Annotated in this window: 20 protein-coding genes; 8 read left to right on the plus strand and 12 right to left on the minus strand. The window is 62.7% G+C overall.

What is annotated here, in order from left to right:
* Positions 1-105: 105 nt before the first annotated feature.
* The 7 genes from DFR38_RS15560 (at position 106) to DFR38_RS15590 (ending at position 5,076) form a co-directional block, all read left to right on the plus strand.
* Positions 106-360 carry a BufA1 family periplasmic bufferin-type metallophore gene (locus DFR38_RS15560; protein ID WP_059286407.1) on the plus strand — a complete coding sequence of 85 codons (255 nt, stop codon included), beginning with the start codon at positions 106-108 and terminating at the stop codon, positions 358-360.
* A gap of 69 nt (positions 361-429) precedes the next feature.
* On the plus strand, positions 430-1,260 hold the full coding sequence (bufB, locus tag DFR38_RS15565; protein ID WP_059286408.1) for an MNIO family bufferin maturase: 831 nt from the start codon (positions 430-432) through the stop codon (positions 1,258-1,260).
* Positions 1,250-1,999 (plus strand): HvfC/BufC N-terminal domain-containing protein, encoded by a 750-nt coding sequence (locus DFR38_RS15570; RefSeq protein ID WP_110313604.1) that lies wholly within the window; start codon positions 1,250-1,252, stop codon positions 1,997-1,999. The genes bufB and DFR38_RS15570 overlap by 11 nt, the downstream gene beginning before the upstream one ends.
* A 69-nt stretch (positions 2,000-2,068) precedes the next feature.
* A complete protein-coding gene (locus DFR38_RS15575; RefSeq protein WP_059286409.1) occupies positions 2,069-2,536 on the plus strand; it encodes a DoxX family protein in 468 nt (155 codons plus the stop codon).
* Between the two features lie 122 nt (positions 2,537-2,658).
* A complete protein-coding gene (gene serB / locus DFR38_RS15580; RefSeq protein WP_110313605.1) occupies positions 2,659-3,501 on the plus strand; it encodes a phosphoserine phosphatase SerB in 843 nt (280 codons plus the stop codon).
* A gap of 23 nt (positions 3,502-3,524) precedes the next feature.
* Positions 3,525-4,037, plus strand: coding sequence for a hypothetical protein (locus DFR38_RS15585; protein ID WP_059286410.1), 513 nt, complete (start codon positions 3,525-3,527; stop codon positions 4,035-4,037).
* 103 nt (positions 4,038-4,140) lie between these two features.
* Positions 4,141-5,076: a GGDEF domain-containing protein gene (locus DFR38_RS15590; protein ID WP_059286411.1), complete on the plus strand. Its 936-nt coding sequence runs from the start codon at positions 4,141-4,143 to the stop codon at positions 5,074-5,076.
* A 6-nt stretch (positions 5,077-5,082) separates the two neighbouring features.
* On the opposite strand, the gene DFR38_RS15595 is transcribed toward DFR38_RS15590, so the two are convergent.
* Both DFR38_RS15595 and mpl read right to left on the minus strand, forming a co-directional pair.
* Entirely contained in the window at positions 5,083-5,715 is a 633-nt protein-coding gene (locus DFR38_RS15595; protein ID WP_059286412.1) for a LysE family translocator, read from the minus strand.
* Positions 5,716-5,741: 26 nt separating this feature from the next.
* Complete coding sequence (gene mpl / locus DFR38_RS15600) at positions 5,742-7,127, minus strand: UDP-N-acetylmuramate:L-alanyl-gamma-D-glutamyl-meso-diaminopimelate ligase (RefSeq protein WP_110313606.1); 1,386 nt, start codon at positions 7,125-7,127, stop codon at positions 5,742-5,744.
* Positions 7,128-7,272: 145 nt separating this feature from the next.
* Between mpl and ypfH the strand changes: the two genes are divergently transcribed.
* The gene (gene ypfH / locus DFR38_RS15605) at positions 7,273-7,959 is read left to right on the plus strand and encodes an esterase (protein WP_059287290.1); all 687 of its coding nucleotides are present in this window, start codon (positions 7,273-7,275) and stop codon (positions 7,957-7,959) included.
* A gap of 64 nt (positions 7,960-8,023) precedes the next feature.
* Here ypfH and DFR38_RS15610 read toward each other — a convergent pair whose 3' ends face one another.
* The 10 genes from DFR38_RS15610 to tdh all read right to left on the minus strand — a co-directional run bounded on the left by DFR38_RS15610 (position 8,024) and on the right by tdh (position 17,663).
* Complete coding sequence (locus tag DFR38_RS15610) at positions 8,024-9,424, minus strand: sodium:proton antiporter (RefSeq protein WP_110313607.1); 1,401 nt, start codon at positions 9,422-9,424, stop codon at positions 8,024-8,026.
* Between the two features lie 96 nt (positions 9,425-9,520).
* A complete protein-coding gene (gloA, locus tag DFR38_RS15615; RefSeq protein ID WP_059287291.1) occupies positions 9,521-9,910 on the minus strand; it encodes a lactoylglutathione lyase in 390 nt (129 codons plus the stop codon).
* Positions 9,911-9,962: 52 nt separating this feature from the next.
* Positions 9,963-10,673, minus strand: coding sequence for a M48 family metallopeptidase (locus tag DFR38_RS15620; RefSeq protein ID WP_059287292.1), 711 nt, complete (start codon positions 10,671-10,673; stop codon positions 9,963-9,965).
* Positions 10,633-11,403 carry a lysophospholipid acyltransferase family protein gene (locus tag DFR38_RS15625; protein WP_059287293.1) on the minus strand — a complete coding sequence of 257 codons (771 nt, stop codon included), beginning with the start codon at positions 11,401-11,403 and terminating at the stop codon, positions 10,633-10,635. The genes DFR38_RS15620 and DFR38_RS15625 overlap by 41 nt, the downstream gene beginning before the upstream one ends.
* Before the next feature lie 29 nt (positions 11,404-11,432).
* A complete protein-coding gene (gene gmhB, locus DFR38_RS15630) occupies positions 11,433-11,969 on the minus strand; it encodes a D-glycero-beta-D-manno-heptose 1,7-bisphosphate 7-phosphatase (RefSeq protein ID WP_059287294.1) in 537 nt (178 codons plus the stop codon).
* Between the two features lie 144 nt (positions 11,970-12,113).
* Positions 12,114-14,174, minus strand: a complete 2,061-nt coding sequence (gene glyS / locus DFR38_RS15635; RefSeq protein ID WP_110313608.1) for a glycine--tRNA ligase subunit beta — start codon at positions 14,172-14,174, stop codon at positions 12,114-12,116.
* Between the two features lie 3 nt (positions 14,175-14,177).
* Positions 14,178-14,612, minus strand: a complete 435-nt coding sequence (locus DFR38_RS15640) for a surface-adhesin E family protein (protein ID WP_059286966.1) — start codon at positions 14,610-14,612, stop codon at positions 14,178-14,180.
* A 6-nt stretch (positions 14,613-14,618) separates the two neighbouring features.
* Positions 14,619-15,509, minus strand: coding sequence for a glycine--tRNA ligase subunit alpha (gene glyQ / locus DFR38_RS15645; protein WP_110313609.1), 891 nt, complete (start codon positions 15,507-15,509; stop codon positions 14,619-14,621).
* A gap of 116 nt (positions 15,510-15,625) precedes the next feature.
* Positions 15,626-16,387, minus strand: coding sequence for a substrate-binding periplasmic protein (locus DFR38_RS15650; protein ID WP_082693613.1), 762 nt, complete (start codon positions 16,385-16,387; stop codon positions 15,626-15,628).
* A 250-nt stretch (positions 16,388-16,637) separates the two neighbouring features.
* Positions 16,638-17,663, minus strand: coding sequence for an L-threonine 3-dehydrogenase (gene tdh / locus DFR38_RS15655; protein ID WP_059286963.1), 1,026 nt, complete (start codon positions 17,661-17,663; stop codon positions 16,638-16,640).
* Positions 17,664-17,684: the final 21 nt, after the last annotated feature.

Raw genomic sequence — 17,684 nt, forward strand, 5'->3', positions numbered from 1 at the left:
TCTATCTTTAACATGACGTACGCCGGGTAGCCCGCCAGGCTGCCCGATCCGGCGCAAATGGCTCACCATAAAACCCGCTTGAACCTGCCTCAAAGGAGAATCACCATGAATGTATCCAAAGCCCTGCTTGCCACCGCCCTCGGTACCGTTGTCGCCATGGGCGCCCTGAGCGCCACCCCGGCCGCCGCTGCCGACAAGGAAAAATGCTTCGGCATCGCCCAGGCTGGCAAGAACGACTGCGCTTCCGCCACCGGCACCCACTCCTGCGCCGGCCAGGCCACCAAGGACAAGGATCCGGGCGACTGGAAATACGTTGCCAAGGGCAGCTGTGAAAAAATGGGCGGCATGCTGGCCAAGTAATCCGCCCCGGCATGGTTGCCGGCCCGCGCCGGCAACCTTCCCTTCACCTCCCTTCCGGTAAACCTGGTCATGACTCCGTCTTCCCTTCCCGCCGTCGCCGGCATCGGCTTGCGCGCACCCCACTATCGTCAGGTCATGGACACCCTGCCGCCACTAGGCTGGGTGGAAGTCCACAGCGAAAACTTTTTCGATGGCGGCATGCCCTTGGCCATGCTGCAGCGGGTGGCCAGCCACTATCCGCTGTCGCTGCACGGCGTGGGACTGGGACTGGGTTCGCTGGTACGTCCGGACGGAGAGCATCTGGCCGCCCTCAAGCGGCTGGTGGATGCCATCAAGCCGCCCGCGGTATCGGAACACCTGTCGTTCAACCACAGTGCCCAGCGCTATGTGAACGACCTGCTGCCCATCCCCTATACCATGGCCTCGCTGGCGGTGATTGCCAGCCATGTGGATGAAACGCAGCAGGCGCTGGGACGGCGCATCCTGCTGGAAAACCTGTCCAGCTATGTGGAGTTTCCCGGCAACGAGATGAACGAAGGCGAGTTTCTGGCCGAACTGGTGGCCCGCACCGGCTGTGGTCTGCTGCTGGACGTCAACAATCTCTACGTCAACGGCATCAATCTGGGCACGGACGTGCAGGCCGTACTCTCTGCGCTACCCGCAGCGGCGATTGGCGAAATCCACCTGGCCGGCTATAGCGAGGGCGAAGGCATGCTGGTGGACACCCACAGCCAGCCGGTGCATCCCGGCGTATGGCAGCTGTACGCCCAGGTCATCACCAGCATCGGCCCGCGCCCGACGCTGATTGAGTGGGACCTGGACATTCCGCCACTGGACACGCTGCAGGCCGAAGCAGCCAAGGCCGACACCATCCTGCAAGGAGCACGCCATGACGCCTGAAGCACGCTGGCAGGCAGAGCTGCTGGAGCTGATCGCCCATACCGCGCAGCAGCCGGATGCCGCTCTGGGCCTGCGCCCGGCCGGACTGGCGGTCTATCGCAACAACTACCGCGTCGGCCTGATCGAAACCCTCAAGATGATCTATCCGGTGACCGGCCAGATCGTCGGCGAGGAATTCATGACCGGGCTGGCCCGTGAATACAGCAAGCAGCACGCCTCATACAGTGGCAATCTGCACCGCTATGGCGGCAGCTTTGGTGATTTCCTGCAGGACTTCCCGCCGGCACAGACACTGCCTTATCTGGCCGATGTGGCCCGGCTGGAATGGGCAGTGCACCGCAGCTATTACGCCATCGACCAGACCCCGCTGACGGCCAGCGCGCTGACGGACATCCATCCGGAACAGTTCGGCCAGCTGCGCTTCGCTTTTTGCGACAGCAGCCGCGCATTGTCATCCCGCTGGCCGGTGGTCTCGATCTGGCAGGGACACCAACCCGGACAGACGCTGAATGTGAACCTGGAGGCCGGCGGCGAACCGGCACTGGTCAGCCGCCACGCCGGCAAGGTCCGGGTGCAGGCAGAAACGGCCGGCATGGCCGCACTATTGCTGGCGCTGCAGGATGGCCAGCCGCTGGGCGAGGCCGCCGGGCAGGCCCTGGCAGCACAGGATGATTTCGATCTGCAAGCCGGGCTGGCACGGCTGTTTGCCGATGGCCTGCTCAGCCACTACCAACTGTAAAACCACGCAGGCAGCCCATCCGCCAGCACGCGGAGGGACGCGGCTTGCCCACCTCACGGGAGACCGACCATGCAAGTTCTCAGACAAAAACTGCTGCCGCTGCAGCGGCTGTTCGACCAGGCCAGTCACACCGCCCGTCCGCTGGTGCTGCTGCTGTTCCGGCTGTGGGTGGCCAATGTGTTTTTCAAATCCGGCCTGACCAAGCTGGAGGACTGGGACACCACGCTATTGCTGTTTTCCAATGACTACCATGTGCCGCTGCTGCCACCCGCGCTGGCCGCGGTGATGGGCACCTTTGGCGAAACGGTGTTTTCCAGCCTGCTGGTGGCCGGCCTGTTTGGCCGCTTTGCCGCCGCCGGGCTGTTCGTGGTCAACCTGATGGCCGTCATCAGCTATCCCGACCTCACCGACATCACCCGCCAGTTCCACTACTACTGGGCCATGCTGCTGCTGACCCTGTTTGCTTTCGGCCCCGGCTGCCTGTCGCTGGATGCCGCCTGGCGGAGCTGGCGCGGCAAGCCGCGCTTGCCGGCCTGAAGCCTGCGGGCAGGCCCGGCGCGGCACCAGCCGCCGCCAGCCTGCCCTGATACACGGGCATTCCGGCAGACTGCCCGGCAGTGGCATAATGGCGTATTGCCCAACTCCACATCCGCCCGCCCATGTCTCTTACCCTCGTCATCCAGTCCCCCCGTCTCGACAGCAAGGAATTGCAGGAACTGGCCGCACTGGCCGGTGCCAGCCGCATCAGCCAGCCCTCGCTCGAATGTGCCCGGCTGGAGCAGGCCGACCCGGCCAGCCGTGATGCCATCAGCGCCTGCTGCCAGGCCCTGGGCTACGACTTCGCCTTTGTCGACAGCAGCCTGCAGCTGGCCAACTTCGGCCTGCTGGTGTCCGATATGGACTCCACCCTGATCACCATCGAGTGCATCGACGAAATCGCCGACATGCAGGGCATCAAGCCGCAGGTGGCCGCCATTACCGAACGCTCGATGCGTGGCGAACTGGACTTCTCCGCCTCGCTGCGCGAACGGGTGAGCCTGCTGGCCGGCCTGCCGGAAAGCGCGCTGGAAAAGGTCTATAAAGAACGCCTGCAACTGAGCCCCGGCGCCGAGCAGCTGCTGGCCAGCTGCAAGGAAAACGGCATCCGCTTCATGCTGGTTTCCGGCGGTTTCACCTTCTTTACCGAAAAACTCAAGCAGCAACTGGGTCTGGACTACGCCTACGCCAACCAGCTGGAAGTGGTGGACGGCAAACTGACCGGCCGCGTGGTGGGCGAGATAGTCGACGCCGCCGCCAAGCAGCGCCTGCTGATTGAAAAACGCACACAACTGGGCTTGCGCCCGGATCAGGTCATCGCCATGGGTGATGGCGCCAACGACCTGCTGATGCTGGGAGAGGCCGGCGTCGGCATCGCCTACCGCGCCAAGCCGGTGGTGCAGGCCCAGGCCGATGTGGCCATCAATGTCATGGGGCTGGACGGCGTCAGCAGACTGTTCGCCTGATTGCCCATTGCGAGGAGAGCGTCATGAGCCCGCTGCCACAGCTGGACAGTGCCAGTTTCGATGCCATGTTGCCGCTGAGCGTGCACTTGCTCAGCGAAGAGCAATGCTCACCGGCGCGCCAGCGCGAAACCCGGCTGGCGCTGCGGGTGCTGGCCGCACCCAGCGAAACGCCGGAAGAACCCGACCCGATGCTGGTGAGGCTGGAGGCCAAGCTGGATCTGGCGCTGGAAATCTCGCTGCTCGGCCATCACCCCGACCGACCGCCACTGACCCGCTGCCGGCTGGGACTGGACAGCATCGCCTGGTTGTCCGACCACCCGTGGCGGGTGGGTGACACGGTGCAGATCGCCCTGTCGCCCAATGCCGATTCGGCGCTGATGCTGTTTCTGGCCGCGCGCATCGAGGCGCAGTGCCCGACACCGGACGAGGCCTATGCCATTACCGCCCGCCTGCAACTGCCGGCAGACGAACAGACCGGCCCGCTATGGGAACGCTGGGTTTTCCGCCGCCACCGCCGCGCCATCCTGGAACGCTGAAACACCGCCAGCGGCGGCTGCCGTCTGCAGGTGAAATCCTCCGCCTGCTGGCTTAGACTGAACACATCAGGCACTCAACTGCCATTCAGCCCAGGTATGCCCCATGGCCAGCTTCCCCTCTTTCCAGTCGCTGATCGACACCGTGCAAGGTGCCCTGTTGCTGGCACAGCCCGCCAGCGGCCGCATCATCAGCGCCAACCAGCTGGCGGCCATCCTGCTGGCCACACCGCACGACGAATTGCTGGGCCGCGATTTCGTGCAGTATCTGCAGCACCCGGCCGATGCCGCCGAACTCATGACCTTGCTGGCCAGCAACAGCATGGTCTATAACCGGCGCCTGCAAATGAAAACCGCCACCGGCCGGCATTTCGAGGTGCAGCTATCGCTGCGCGAGGTGCTGCTGGATGACAGCATGACGCTGGTGATCAGCTTCAGTGACCGTACCGAAAGTCAGCTGATGAGCCAATTGCTCAATTTCGAACACCAACTGGTGGAACGCTCGCTCAATCTGGTGAAAAGCATGAAGCACGAACAACAGCCCAGCCACGATGACGACCAGCTCACCGGCGTGGTGGGCATGCCGCAACTACTGAGCGGAGCGCATGCCGAAACCGGGCGCATCCGCCGCTATGGCGGCGATCTGTCAGGCATGGCGGTGCAACTGATCAATATTCCGCAGCTGATCCCGCAACAGGACAATGGCTCGGCCCGACGCCACCTGCTGCGGCTGGCCGGCAGCCTGTGCGTGCAGAGCACGCGTGACAGCGATCAGGTGGCACGGCAGGAAGATGATGTGTTTCTGGTGCTGATGCCCAATACCAATCTGGAAGGCGCCCACGAACTGGGACGCAGGCTGCTGCACTCGCTGGGCCAACTGACCTATATCCATCAGGGACAGGAACAAAAGGCCCAGGCCTGCATCGGCATCAGTGCGCTGCGGCGGGAAGAAAACTCGCCCAATGCCATGCTGGAGCGTTTGCAGGGTGCATTGAGCCTGGCGCGCATTGCCGGCGCCAACCAGATACACCGCCAGGCCTGAGCGGGCTCAGCCACGGCCCTGGCGGGCCAGATGCACAGCCATGACCGCCAGCACGCCGCCCATCAGCCAGCGCTGCAGGCGCAAAAACAGCGGACGGCCACTCAGGAAACGCGCCATGCTGCCGGCCAGCAACAGCAGCAGCGCATTGACCAGCAGGCTGATGGTGATCTGGGTAAAGCCCAGCCACAGCGACTGGGCCAGCACACTGCCCTGCGCGGTATCGATAAACTGCGGCAGCAGCGACAGATACATCACCGCCACCTTGGGATTCAACAGATTGGTCAGCATGCCCATGGCAAACAGCTTGCGTGGGCTGTCTGCGGCCAGCTGGCGCAGCTCGAAAGGCGAGCGGCCACCCGGTCGCAGCGCCTGCCAGGCCAGATACATGAGATAGCCCGCCCCGGCCAAACGCAGCGCATCGTAAGCCAGCGGCACCGCCAGCAGCAGCGCGCTGATGCCCAGCGCGGCGCATAACATGTAGCAGAGAAAGCCCGCGCCGACGCCCGCCAGCGAAATCAGGCCGGCGCGCCGCCCCTGGCAGATGGAGCGCGACAAGAGATAGGCCATATTGGGGCCTGGCGTCAGCACCATGCCCAGCGCCAGCAGGGCAAAGGTCAACCAGTGCAGGGACGGTGGCATGGCGGGCTTTCTTCAGGGATGGGCGTTCAGTGTGCCTGAGCGGCAGCCAGTCCATCCAGCAGTTTCTGGTGAATGCCACCGAAACCGCCATTGCTCATCACCAGGATATGGTCGCCGGTCTTGGCCTCGGCCAGAATGGCGGCGATCAGCGTATCCAGCTGGTCGAAGGTTTGCGCCTGGTCGCCCAGCGGCAGCAAGGCCTCGGCCGGGCTCCAGTTGAGGCCGGCGGCCGAGCAGAATACCCGGTCGGCCCGTGTCAGCGAGCCGGGCAAGGCGTCCTTCATGGTGCCCAGCTTCATGGTATTGGAGCGTGGCTCCAGCACCGCCAGAATGCGCGCGCTGCCGACATGGCGGCGCAAGCCTTCCAGCGTGGTGGCAATGGCGGTGGGGTGATGGGCAAAGTCGTCGTAGACGGTGATACCAGCCACCTGGCCACGCACTTCCATGCGGCGTTTGACATTGTCAAAGCGCGCCAGCGCGGCGATGGTATCGCGCACCGCCACGCCGGCATGGCGGGCAGCGGCAATGGCGGCCACCGCATTCAGGCGGTTGTGCTCGCCCAGCAGCTTCCACTCCACCCGGCCTTGCAGCTGGCCATGCAGCAGCACATCGAAATGTCCCTCGGCATCCGGCTCACCGGCCTGCCAGCCATCCGCCACGCCGAAAGCCTCCACCGGCGTCCAGCAGCCACGTTCCAGCACCCGCGTGAGGCTGGCTTCGCGCCCGTTATTGACAATCAGGCCCTGCGCCGGAATGGTGCGCACCAGGTGATGGAACTGGGTTTCGATGGCGGCCAGGTCGGGGAAGATATCCGCGTGATCGTATTCCAGATTGTTCAGGATGGCAGTACGCGGACGGTAGTGGACAAACTTGGAACGCTTGTCGAAAAAGGCGGTGTCGTATTCATCGGCCTCGATCACAAAGAAGGGGCTGATGCTGGCCGGGTCCTGTGCCGGCACACCGGGCAGGCGGGCGGACACGCCAAAATTCTGCGGAATGCCGCCAATCAGGAAACCCGGCGCCAGGCCGGCATCTTCCAGAATCCACGCCAGCATGGAGCTGGTGGTGGTCTTGCCGTGGGTTCCGGCCACCGCCAGCACCCATTTGTCGTGCAGCACATTCTCGGCCAGCCACTGCGGGCCGGAAATATAGGGCAGCCCGCGATTGAGGATTTCCTCCATCAGCGGCTTGCCACGGCTCACCACATTACCGATGACATACACATCGGCCCCCAGCTCCAGCTGTTCGGCGCCAAAACCCTGGGTCAGAGTGATGCCCATGGCCTCCAGCTGGGTACTCATCGGGGGATAGACGTTGGCATCACAACCGGTGACGGTGTGACCGGCCTGCTTGGCAATGGCAGCAATGCCGCCCATGAAGGTGCCGCAAATGCCCAGGATATGAATGTGCATGACAGTAAATGCTGTGTTGACCGCGAGGGGGCTATTATAACGCCGCCTTGGCCGCATAATTCACTTGTTCGCACGCCGCCCGTGACGCGGCACATTGCCCTCAATCACCGTGGTCAGCTAACGCTGCCCCCTCTGGAGAATCACCATGACCCACGACCTCGTCATCCAGCGCCCCGACCAGCCACAGCAACTGATGCTGCTGTTTCATGGCGTGGGCGCCAGCCCGGAAAGCATGCAGCCAGTGGGCCAGTATCTGGCCAAAGGCTTTCCGCAGGCGCTGATTGTCAGCGTGGCCGGCAGCCATGCCAGCGATCTGGGCCAGGGTTTCCAATGGTTTTCGGTACAGGGCGTCACCGAGGAAAATCGCCCGGCCCGGGTGGCCGCGGCCCTGCCCGACTTTTTTGCGGCAGTCACACGCTGGCAACAGGACAGCGGCCTGGGCCATGCGGCCACCGCACTGGTGGGTTTCAGCCAGGGTGCCATCATGGCGCTGGAAGCGGCCGCCGCCAGGCCGGAACTGGCCAGCCGCGTGCTGGCGTTCAGCGGCCGCTTCGCCAGCCTGCCAGACGCACCGCTGGCGCAGACCACGGTGCATCTGTTCCATGGCAAGGCGGATCCGGTGATTCCCTATCAGCACAGCGTTCAGGCGGCCGAGCATCTGATCGCACTGGGCAGCGATGTCACAGCCGAGATCGAGCCCTTTGTCGGCCACCACATTGATGAAGATTTGCTGGAGAAGGCAAGGGACTACCTGCAAGCGCATATTCCCCGCCATGTATGGGACGAAGCCATGCGCACCAGCCCGGAACCGGCGGCCATCAAGCCCAGGTAGGCAGGCCCAGTTCAGCAAGCCGCATCCGGCGCGCGCCCCGCAGGGGCGGCGCGCCGTTTTTGCATCAGAAGAAGATCCAGGTCAGCAGGGCAAACAGCGGCATCAGCACGCCGATGGACCACAGCATGTAGGCAAAGAAACTGGGCATGGCCACGCCGCGCTGCTCGGCAATGGCCTTCACCATGAAATTAGGCGCATTGCCGATATAGGTATTGGCCCCCATGAACACCGCCCCCATGGAAATGGCCAGCAGCGTCTGCGCCAGCGGCCCCATCAGCGTGCTGGCGTCGCCGTCGGCCAGGTTGAAGAACACCAGGTAGGTGGGTGCATTGTCCAGGAAACTGGACAGCAGCCCGGTCATCCAGAAATACATGGCATTCACCGGCTGGCCATCCGCCCCGGATACCGCATGCACCAGCCCGGCCAGCTGCCCGGCAGTGCCGGCACGCAGGATGGCGATGGCCGGCGCGATGGTGACAAAGATGCCGGCAAACAGCTTGCCCACTTCCAGAATCGCTGCCCAGTTGAACTCATTGCCCGCCCGCACCTGCTTGGGGGTGATCCACAGGGAAATAATGGTCAGCAGCAGCAACAGGCCGTCGCGCACCAGATTCTGCAATTCGGCATGCACGCCGGCCAGCTCGAAGTGCAGCGCCGGCTGCCAGAAACCGGACAACAAGACCGCTCCCACCACGCCGGCCAGCAGCAGGAAATTGATCTTGCCGTACAAGCGCAAGGGCTGGTCGTGGTGCGGCTTGAACTCCTCGTCCTCACGGCGGTAGAAATAGCTGTCCACCGCATAGAACACCAGCAACAGCAAGGCCGCCAGCAGCGCCACCGGTAGCAGCATGTGCTGGAAGGTCCAGCCAAAAGTCACACCCTTGAGAAAGCCCAGAAACAGCGGCGGGTCGCCCAGCGGCGTCAGGCCGCCACCGACATTGGCCACCAGGAAAATGAAGAACACCACCACATGCACCTGGTGCTTGCGGTTGTCATTGGCCTTGAGCAAGGGCCGGATCAGCAGCATGGCCGCCCCGGTGGTACCCATGATGGAGGCCAGCAGCGTGCCGATGGCCAGGATGCTGGTATTGACCCTGGGCGAACCATGCAGGCTGCCACCCACCAGAATGCCGCCGGACACGGTATACAGCGCCAGCAGCAGCATGATGAAGGGAATGTATTCCGTCACCAGCGCATGCACGATCAGGCTGATGGCGCTGCCCACCCCGAAGCTGGCGGTAAAGGGCAGCAGGAACAAAACCGTCCAGCAGGCGGTGATCTTGCCGAAATGGTGGTGCCAGAAGCCCGGTGCAAAAATGGGAAACAGGGCAATGGACAACAGGATGCCGGCAAAGGGCAGCACCCAGGCCAGGCTGAGCGTGCTGCCATCCAGATCGGCCGCCTGCGCCAGCGCAGGCAGGGCCAGCAGCGGCAGAACAAGCAGATTGCGCAGTGCGTAAGGCATTGAAGCTCCGTGAATACCGCGTACACATGAAAAAGGCCGGAACCCTGTGCTCCGGCCTGTGACGGCCCACCTGCGCAGGCCATGCAGCCGGAAGCCTTACAGGCTGCCCTTCTGGATGAACTCGATCTTGTAGCCGTCCGGATCTTCCACAAAAGCGATGACCGTGGTGCCGTGCTTCATCGGGCCGGCCTCACGTACCACCTTGCCGCCCTTGGCGCGCACCGCCTCACAGGCCTGGTAGGCATCCTCCACCCCGATGGCAATATGGCCGAAGGCGTTGCCCAGTTCATAGCTATCGGTATCCCAGTTATGGGTCAGCTCCAGCACGGTATGGCTGGCTTCGTCCCCGTAGCCGACAAAAGCCAGGGTAAAGCGGCCTTCCGGGTAGTCCTGGCGGCGCAGCAGGCGCATGCCCAGTACATCCTGGTAAAAGGCCAGCGAACGTTCCAGATTGCCGACGCGCAGCATGGTGTGCAGAAATTGCATGATATGACTCCTGTATCGAGTAAACCGCCTGCGCTCACGACCGGACAGGCGCCTAGCCGAAACGAAACAGGCTACTCCCCTGTTGTTTCAGCCAATGGCGAGCATTTTTCCAGTCGGGAAACAAGCGGGCGGTTTCCGCCCAGAAGGCGGAAGAATGGTTCATGTGCAGCAAATGCGCCAGCTCATGGGCCAGCACATAATCGATGATGGGCAGCGGGGCCTGCATCAGCCGCCAGTTAAGACGGATATCGCCGCGGGCGGTACAGCTGCCCCAGCGGGTGCGTGCCGATGACAGCGACAGCTTGCCCGGCTGACGCGGGCAGTGCGCGGCCAAATGGCCCAGCCGCTGGGCAAAGCATAACTGGGCCTGACGCTTGAGCCAGGCGCTGACCACGGCCTGCAGGCCAACCGTGTCGCCGGGGGCAATACCGCACACCTGCAGCACTTCGCCGTCCAGCCGCGCCGTGCGGCGCTGGCCGCTCTGCAGCTGGATGGACAGTTGACGTCCCAGATAGGACAAGCTTGTCAGATCAGCCAGTTGCTGTTTTTGTTCCCGCTGCATCACCACATGGCGGGCAATCCAGTCCTGCCGCGCCAGCAAGACCTCGCGCAGACGGGCCTGGCTGATGCGTGGATGGGCAATCAGCTCCACCCGGCCATCGGCAATGCGGATGCCGATGCTTTTGCGCACCCGTCGTATCAGGTGCACATCCACCGCGCCCTCAGGCAGCGGCAGGATGGTCCAGGCGGCGGCGCTTGTCATCGGGATGGGCAAAGGGACCGACGCCGCCAATCTCGCGCTGGCGCGCCTCGATCCACTGCTGTGCCTGCTGGGTCATGGCCTCCGGGCCAACACCGTCTTGCGGGCGGATGGCCGGGCCGATCACCACGGTGATCTCGCCCGGATATTTCAGAAAGGCATTGCGTGGCCAGAATTCGCCGGCATTGTGCGCCACCGGCACCAGCGGCATGTCCAGCTGGCGTGCCATGCGTGCCGCACCATGCTTGTATTTGCCGGCCACACCCGGCTTGGTGCGGGTGCCTTCGGGAAACACGGTAATCCAGAAGCCGTGCTTCTTGCGCTCCAGCCCCTGTTGCAGCATGCGGTCATTGGCGCGGGAACGGTCGGAACGGTTGATGGCAATGGGGTTCATCAAGGCCAGGCCCCAGCCGAAGAAGGGCAACCACAGCAGCTCGCGCTTGGCGACATAAATCTGCGAAGGAAAGATTTTCTGCAAGGCCAGCGTTTCCCAGCCGGACTGATGTTTGGAGCAGATGATGGAAGGCTCGGACGGAATGTTTTCCGTGCCGATCACCCGGTATTTCAGCCCCACCACATGCACCAGCAGCCACAGCATGATCTTGGCCCAGCTCTCGCCAAACACATGGCGGGTACGGCGCGGCAGCGGTGCGGCGATGAACAGGCCCAGAAAGCACAGCGGCGTGACAATCAGCAGCAACAGCCAGTAAATCAGATTACGAATCCAGATCATGGGTTATATCAGCCTTGGACTTAGCCAGTTCACAGATTGATCAAGTGCTCGGCGGCGTCGAACAGGTCGTCGAACACCAGCGTTCCTTCGGGCAGGCCGCCCTTTTCCAGGGTTTGCATGCCCTTGCCGGTACGCACCAGGATGGGCTGGCCACCCACGGCGGCAACGGATTCCAGATCGCGCAGGCTGTCGCCAATCAGCGGCAGGCCCTGCAGCTTGACATTGAAGCGCTCGGCCAGCTCCAGCACCATGCCCGGCAGCGGCTTGCGGCATTCGCAGCCATGATCCGGGCCATGCGGGCAGTAGGCGATGGCGTCGATGCGGCCACCGGCCTGCCCGACCAGCCGGTGCATCTTTTCATGCATGGCATTGAGCGCGTGCACATCGAACAGGCCACGGGCCAGCCCGGACTGGTTGGTCGCCACCACCACATGCCAGCCAGCCTGGGTCAGGTTGGCAATGGCTTCCAGGCTGTGCGGCAGCGGCACCCACTCCATGGTGTTCTTGACGAAATCATCGCGGTCTTCGTTGATGACGCCATCGCGGTCCAGGATAACGAGTTTCATGATTAAGAGAGCACTTCCTGAGTAGGGCTCAGGGAGCGGGGAGTGGGGAGTGGGGAGTAAACAGCCATGTGTTTTGCCATGACATGGCAAGGGGCCACACTTGCCGCCTCCTCCCTACTCCCGACTCTCCACTCCCTTCCCGGGTTAATCCGCCAGCAGCGAGATATCCGCCACGCGGTTGAACAGGGCTGCCAGGCGGGCCAGCAAGGCGATGCGGTTGGCCCGTACTGCCAGGTCGTCCGCCATCACCATCACGCCATCAAAGAAGGCATCCACCGGCGCCTTCAGGCTGGACAGCTGCGCCAGCGCACCGGCAAAGTCGTGGGCGGCAAACTTGGCGTCCACCTGCGGTGCCAGTTCGCTCACCGCAGCGTACAGTGCCTGCTCGGCCGCTTCGCTCAGCAGGGCCGGATTGACCTCGCCCACTTCGCCTTCGGTTTTCTTCAGGATGTTCTTCACCCGCTTGTTGGCGGCAGCCAGGGTGGCGGCTTCCGGCAGCGCCTTGAAGGCAGCCACCGCAGCCAGCACCGCCGGCACTTCGTTCAGCACGGAAGGTGCCAGTGCCAGCACGGCGTCCACTTCGTCGGCCTGATAGTCGGCCGCCAGATAGTTCTTCAGGCGGTCCATCATGAAGGCAAACACTTCATCTGCCGTGGTGGCGGACAGCTTGCCGGCCGGGAAGGCCGCAGCCACCAGCGCCAGCAGGGCCTTCAGGTCCAGCTTGGCGGCCAGCACCATGCGCAGCACGCCCAGCGCAGCGCGACGCAGGGCGTACGGGTCCTTGTCGCCAGTGGGAATCAGGCCAATGCCCCAGATACCGACAATGGCTTCCAGCTTGTCAGCCAGTGCCACGGCGGTGGCGATATCGCCCTGCGGCAGGCTGTCACCGGCAAAGCGCGGGTGGTAGTGGCCTTCGATGGCGGCGGCAACTACCTCGCTTTCGCCGTCGTGCTGGGCGTAGTACATGCCCATCACGCCTTGCAGTTCGGGGAATTCACCCACCATGTCGGTGACCAGGTCGGCCTTGGCCAGCAAGGCGGCACGCTCGGCCACGGACTGGTCCGCACCCAGTTGCGCGGCAATCTGGCCGGCGATGGACTGCAGGCGCTCCACGCGTTCCAGCTGGCTGCCGATCTTGTTGTGGTAAACCACTTCGGCCAGTTTGGCCAGACGGGTTTCCAGACGGGCTTTCTGGTCCTGTTCGAAGAAGAACTTGGCATCGGACAGGCGGGCGCGCAGCACGCGCTCATTACCCTGGATGATGTGGCTGGGGTCGGCGGTTTCCAGATTGGACACCAGCAGGAAGCGGTTCATCAGCTTGCCATTGGCATCCAGCAGCGGGAAGTACTTCTGGTTCTGCTGCATGGTGAGAATCAGGCATTCCTGCGGCACCTTGAGGAATTCGGCCTCGAAGCCGGCTTCCAGCACCACCGGCCACTCCACCAGGGCGGTCACTTCGTCCAGCAGGGCATCGTCGGCGGCAATGGTGGCACCATGCACGGCGGCGGCGTCAGCCAGGCGCTTCTTGATCAGTTCGCGGCGGGCATTGAAGCTGGCCAGCACCTTGCCCTGCTCGAACAGCACGCGGGCGTAGTCATCGGCTTTTTCGACAAACACATCGCCGGAGGACAGGAAGCGGTGACCACGGGTGGCATTGCGGCTGGACAGGCCCAGCACGCCGCCTTCGATCACGGTTTCGCCCCATAGCATGATCAGGCCATGTACCGGACGCACAAACTGGTAGTCCAGATCGCCCCAGTGCATCAGCTTGGGAATCGGCAACTTTTTCAGCGCCAGCGCCACGATATCGGTGAGCACGGCAGCCAGTGCTTCGCCCGTTTTGGTGCTCTCGTAGGCAAATACATCCTGCTTGCCATCGCTCATGGTGCTGAGCGCAGACACGTCCACGCCGCAGGAGCGGGCAAAACCGGCCAGCGCCGGCGTGGGCTGGCCATCTTTCATGCCAGCGGCCACGGCCGGGCCCTTGCGCACGATTTTCTGATCCGGCTGCACCGCCAGCACCGCCGGCACCTGCACCGCCAGACGGCGCGGCGAGGCAAAGGCAATGGCCTCGACATCGGCAGCGACAAATTGCAGTTTTTTCAGTTCTTCGGAAATGGTCTGGGCAAAGCTGAGCGACAGCTTTTCCAGCGCCTTGGGCGGCAGCTCTTCGGTGAGCAACTCGATAAGCAGGGTGGCGTTCATGATTTATTCAGGTTTCTTGTGCGGAGCGGTTTTGGCGAGATAGCACACGACTTGCAACATGGTGTCAGCCACCGAGCCGGCTTCCACCGGCTGCCATTTCCAGGCAAAACGTTGTACCGGAAACATGGTGGAGTACAGCTGACGACCGCTTTTACTGGCGTATTCGAAGCCGACAAAAACATATTGCTGTCTGGCGCAATCGGCATAGCCGGTGGTGCGACGGATGTAATACTTGATGTCGGTGGCCTTGTCGTACTGGCGTTCGCTGAACCGTTCCTGATTCACAAAATGGACCAGCCCGTCTTTCTCCACCCAGATGGCATTGCGGTCCATGGCCAGTTCCAGGGCAGAGCCCTGCTGGTAGACGCCCCAATCGGCGGTTTCGGCCAGCGCCGGCGCGGCGGCCAGGGCAAGCAACAGGCTGATCCTGAGTTTCATTGGCAATCAGGCCTTGGGACACATGGGAAAGCCCAGCGCCTCGCGCGAGGCGTAATAGGCTTGTGCCACGCCACGCGACAGGGTGCGTACCCGGCCGATATAGGTGGCACGTTCGGTCACCGAAATGGCACCACGCGCATCCAGCAGGTTGAAGCAGTGGCCGGCCTTGAGCACCATTTCGTAAGCCGGCAGCGCCAGCGGGATGTCCAGCAGGCGCTTGGCTTCGGATTCGTAGTAGCTGAACAGTTCGAACAGCTTGGGCACATTGGCGTGTTCGAAGTTGTAGGTGGACTGCTCCACTTCGTTCTGGTGGTAAACGTCGCCGTAGGTCACACGCTGACCATTCGGGTAAACCGTCCACAGCAGGTCGTAGACGTTTTCCACACCTTGCAGATACATGGCCAGACGCTCGATGCCATAGGTGATCTCACCCAGCACCGGCTTGCAATCCAGGCCGCCCACTTGCTGGAAGTAGGTGAACTGGGTCACTTCCATGCCGTTCAGCCACACTTCCCAGCCCAGGCCCCAGGCACCCAGCGTCGGGTTTTCCCAGTCGTCCTCGACAAAACGGATGTCGTGCACGGTGGGGTCGATGCCCAGCACCTTGAGCGAACCCAGGTAGAGTTCCTGGATATTGGCCGGCGACGGCTTGAGCGCTACCTGGAACTGGTAGTAATGCTGCAGGCGGTTCGGGTTTTCACCGTAGCGGCCGTCCTTGGGACGACGCGAGGGCTGCACATAGGCTGCATTCCACGGCTCCGGGCCGATGGCACGCAGACAGGTGGCCGGATGCGAGGTACCGGCGCCCACCTCCATGTCGAAGGGTTGCATGATGACGCACCCTTGCTCGTTCCAATAATTCTGGAGGGTAAGGATGATTTCCTGGAAGGTAAGCATAGACGTGGGGTAGCTAGTGAAAAGTCAAAGGACGATTCTACCGCCTAGCGCCCCCGGCGAAAAGCAAGGCGACGGCCAGAACGCACGCCGCGTTGTGCCTTGCACGAAAAGCCAGCTTATTCCGACAGATGATAATGCTGGCGCAAACGCTGCAACAGGCCGGCTTGCTGCTGCAGGAATTGGTTGAATTGGTCGATGATTTCCGGATAGCGCGTGGAGGACAGCATCAGCGGCACCCGGTCCACCGGCAATTCGCGTGCCGGTTCCAGCTGGCCGGCGGCCGCCATGCTACGCGCCATGCGCATGCCGACATTCCAGTCCAGATAGACCGCCTGCACGCGCCCGACCAGCAACTGCCGCAACAGCCCCTGCTGCGAGCTGTTTTCCGTCAGCCGGATCTGGCCGCTGTGCAACTGGTCCAGATAAGCCACCGGGGTAAAACCGGTGAGGGTGGCCATATTGTGCAGCTGCTCCAGCTTCAAGGGCTGATGTGGCGCACGCACCAGCAGGCCCTCGCTCAGCGTCACCAGCGGCAGGCTGTAGCTGAGTAGCACGCCACGCCTGGCTTCCACACTCCAGCGCGGATGATCGGGAAATTTGAAATCGACACTCTGCTCGGCCAGAAAGGCATGCATCAGCCGTGCAGTCGGCATCGGCTTGTAGACAAAGACATAGCCCTGACGGCGGGCAAAGGCATCCAGCACATCCCGCGCCAGCCCCCGGTAATTGCCATTGCTGTCCAGATAGTAATAAGGCGCGTAATCCAGCGCCTCGACCCCGATGGTCAGAACGCGGGAGTCCGCCAGCGCAGGCAGTGCATGCAGCACGGCCCAGCATGACAGCAGACACCACCTGCCCATCCACCCCTTGTTACCCATGTACTTTACTCATCCTGATCGCGCAAGTTAGCAGCCTAAATAGCCCTGATGTCAGCATGATGACCAGCAGGACCGATCATGACATCTTGCCAAATTGACATGACACATTACAGCGCCCCACCCCAGGGGAAAAAGGGCAGACACAGGGGCAATCACGACATCAGCGCAAGCCACCACCGCAATGACAAGGCCCGGTCATGCCGGGCCTGTTGTCATCAGCCTGCCTGGCTTGGCAGGCGAGTCCGGGCCATCAGTTCCAGTCCAGAATCACCTTGCCGCTTTGGCCGGACAGCATGGTGGCAAAGCCCTGCTCGAAATCATCCACCTTGAAGTGATGGGTGATGATGGGGCGGATGTCCAGCCCGGACTGGATCAGCGCCACCATCTTGTACCAGGTTTCAAACATCTCGCGGCCATAGATGCCCTTGATTTCCAGGCCCTTGAAGATGACCTGGTTCCAGTCGATGGCGGTATTGGATGGCGGAATGCCCAGCAGCGCCACCTTGCCGCCGTGGTTCATGGTTTCCAGCATCTGGCGGAAGGCCTGCGGATTACCGGACATTTCCAGGCCCACATCAAAGCCTTCGCACATATGCAGCTCGCTCATCACCTGTTTCAGGTCTTCACGCGCCACGTTCACCGCACGGCTGGCCCCCATCTGGCGTGCCAGATCGAGGCGGTAGTCGTTGACGTCGGTGATGACGATATGGCGCGCCCCCACATGCTTGGCAATGGCCACCGCCATGATGCCGATGGGGCCGGCGCCGGTGATCAGCACATCCTCGCCCACCAGATTGAAGGACAGCGCGGTATGCACCGCATTGCCGAAGGGGTCGAAGATGGCCGCCAGATCATCGGAAATGTCGTCCGGAATCGGGAAGGCATTAAAGGCCGGAATCACCAGGTATTCGGCAAATGCGCCTTCGCGGTTGACGCCCACGCCCACGGTGTTGCGGCACAGGTGGCGACGGCCGGCACGACAGTTGCGGCAATGGCCGCAGGTGATATGACCTTCGCCGGACACACGCTGGCCGATTTCAAAGCCACGCACTTCGGAGCCCATGGCGGCCACCACGCCCACGTATTCGTGGCCGACGTGCATCGGTACCGGAATGGTTTTTTGCGCCCATTCATCCCAGTTCCAGATATGGATGTCGGTGCCGCAGATGGCGGTTTTGCTGATCTTGATCAGCAGGTCGTTATGGCCGATTTCCGGCTGGGCCACATCGTTCATCCACAAACCGGGTGCGGACTTGAGTTTGGAGAGTGCTTTCATTGCGTTTACCTGCCTGTCTGT

The sequence above is a fragment of the Aquitalea magnusonii genome (genome assembly GCF_003202035.1).
GTDB classification, from domain to species: domain Bacteria; phylum Pseudomonadota; class Gammaproteobacteria; order Burkholderiales; family Chromobacteriaceae; genus Aquitalea; species Aquitalea magnusonii.

Excerpts from the sequence above, each read along its gene's own strand:
- DFR38_RS15650 (WP_082693613.1), bottom strand. The coding sequence starts at position 16,387 with ATGGGTAACAAGGGGTGGATGGGCAGGTGGTGTCTGCTGTCATGCTGG.
- bufB (WP_059286408.1), top strand. The coding sequence starts at position 430 with ATGACTCCGTCTTCCCTTCCCGCCGTCGCCGGCATCGGCTTGCGCGCA.
- DFR38_RS15620 (WP_059287292.1), bottom strand. The coding sequence starts at position 10,673 with ATGACAAGCGCCGCCGCCTGGACCATCCTGCCGCTGCCTGAGGGCGCG.
- DFR38_RS15590 (WP_059286411.1), top strand. The coding sequence starts at position 4,141 with ATGGCCAGCTTCCCCTCTTTCCAGTCGCTGATCGACACCGTGCAAGGT.
- tdh (WP_059286963.1), bottom strand. The coding sequence starts at position 17,663 with ATGAAAGCACTCTCCAAACTCAAGTCCGCACCCGGTTTGTGGATGAAC.
- DFR38_RS15570 (WP_110313604.1), top strand. The coding sequence starts at position 1,250 with ATGACGCCTGAAGCACGCTGGCAGGCAGAGCTGCTGGAGCTGATCGCC.
- DFR38_RS15575 (WP_059286409.1), top strand. The coding sequence starts at position 2,069 with ATGCAAGTTCTCAGACAAAAACTGCTGCCGCTGCAGCGGCTGTTCGAC.
- DFR38_RS15585 (WP_059286410.1), top strand. The coding sequence starts at position 3,525 with ATGAGCCCGCTGCCACAGCTGGACAGTGCCAGTTTCGATGCCATGTTG.
- DFR38_RS15595 (WP_059286412.1), bottom strand. The coding sequence starts at position 5,715 with ATGCCACCGTCCCTGCACTGGTTGACCTTTGCCCTGCTGGCGCTGGGC.
- DFR38_RS15610 (WP_110313607.1), bottom strand. The coding sequence starts at position 9,424 with ATGCCTTACGCACTGCGCAATCTGCTTGTTCTGCCGCTGCTGGCCCTG.
- ypfH (WP_059287290.1), top strand. The coding sequence starts at position 7,273 with ATGACCCACGACCTCGTCATCCAGCGCCCCGACCAGCCACAGCAACTG.
- DFR38_RS15640 (WP_059286966.1), bottom strand. The coding sequence starts at position 14,612 with ATGAAACTCAGGATCAGCCTGTTGCTTGCCCTGGCCGCCGCGCCGGCG.
- serB (WP_110313605.1), top strand. The coding sequence starts at position 2,659 with ATGTCTCTTACCCTCGTCATCCAGTCCCCCCGTCTCGACAGCAAGGAA.
- glyQ (WP_110313609.1), bottom strand. The coding sequence starts at position 15,509 with ATGCTTACCTTCCAGGAAATCATCCTTACCCTCCAGAATTATTGGAAC.
- DFR38_RS15625 (WP_059287293.1), bottom strand. The coding sequence starts at position 11,403 with ATGATCTGGATTCGTAATCTGATTTACTGGCTGTTGCTGCTGATTGTC.
- DFR38_RS15560 (WP_059286407.1), top strand. The coding sequence starts at position 106 with ATGAATGTATCCAAAGCCCTGCTTGCCACCGCCCTCGGTACCGTTGTC.
- gloA (WP_059287291.1), bottom strand. The coding sequence starts at position 9,910 with ATGCAATTTCTGCACACCATGCTGCGCGTCGGCAATCTGGAACGTTCG.
- mpl (WP_110313606.1), bottom strand. The coding sequence starts at position 7,127 with ATGCACATTCATATCCTGGGCATTTGCGGCACCTTCATGGGCGGCATT.
- gmhB (WP_059287294.1), bottom strand. The coding sequence starts at position 11,969 with ATGAAACTCGTTATCCTGGACCGCGATGGCGTCATCAACGAAGACCGC.
- glyS (WP_110313608.1), bottom strand. The coding sequence starts at position 14,174 with ATGAACGCCACCCTGCTTATCGAGTTGCTCACCGAAGAGCTGCCGCCC.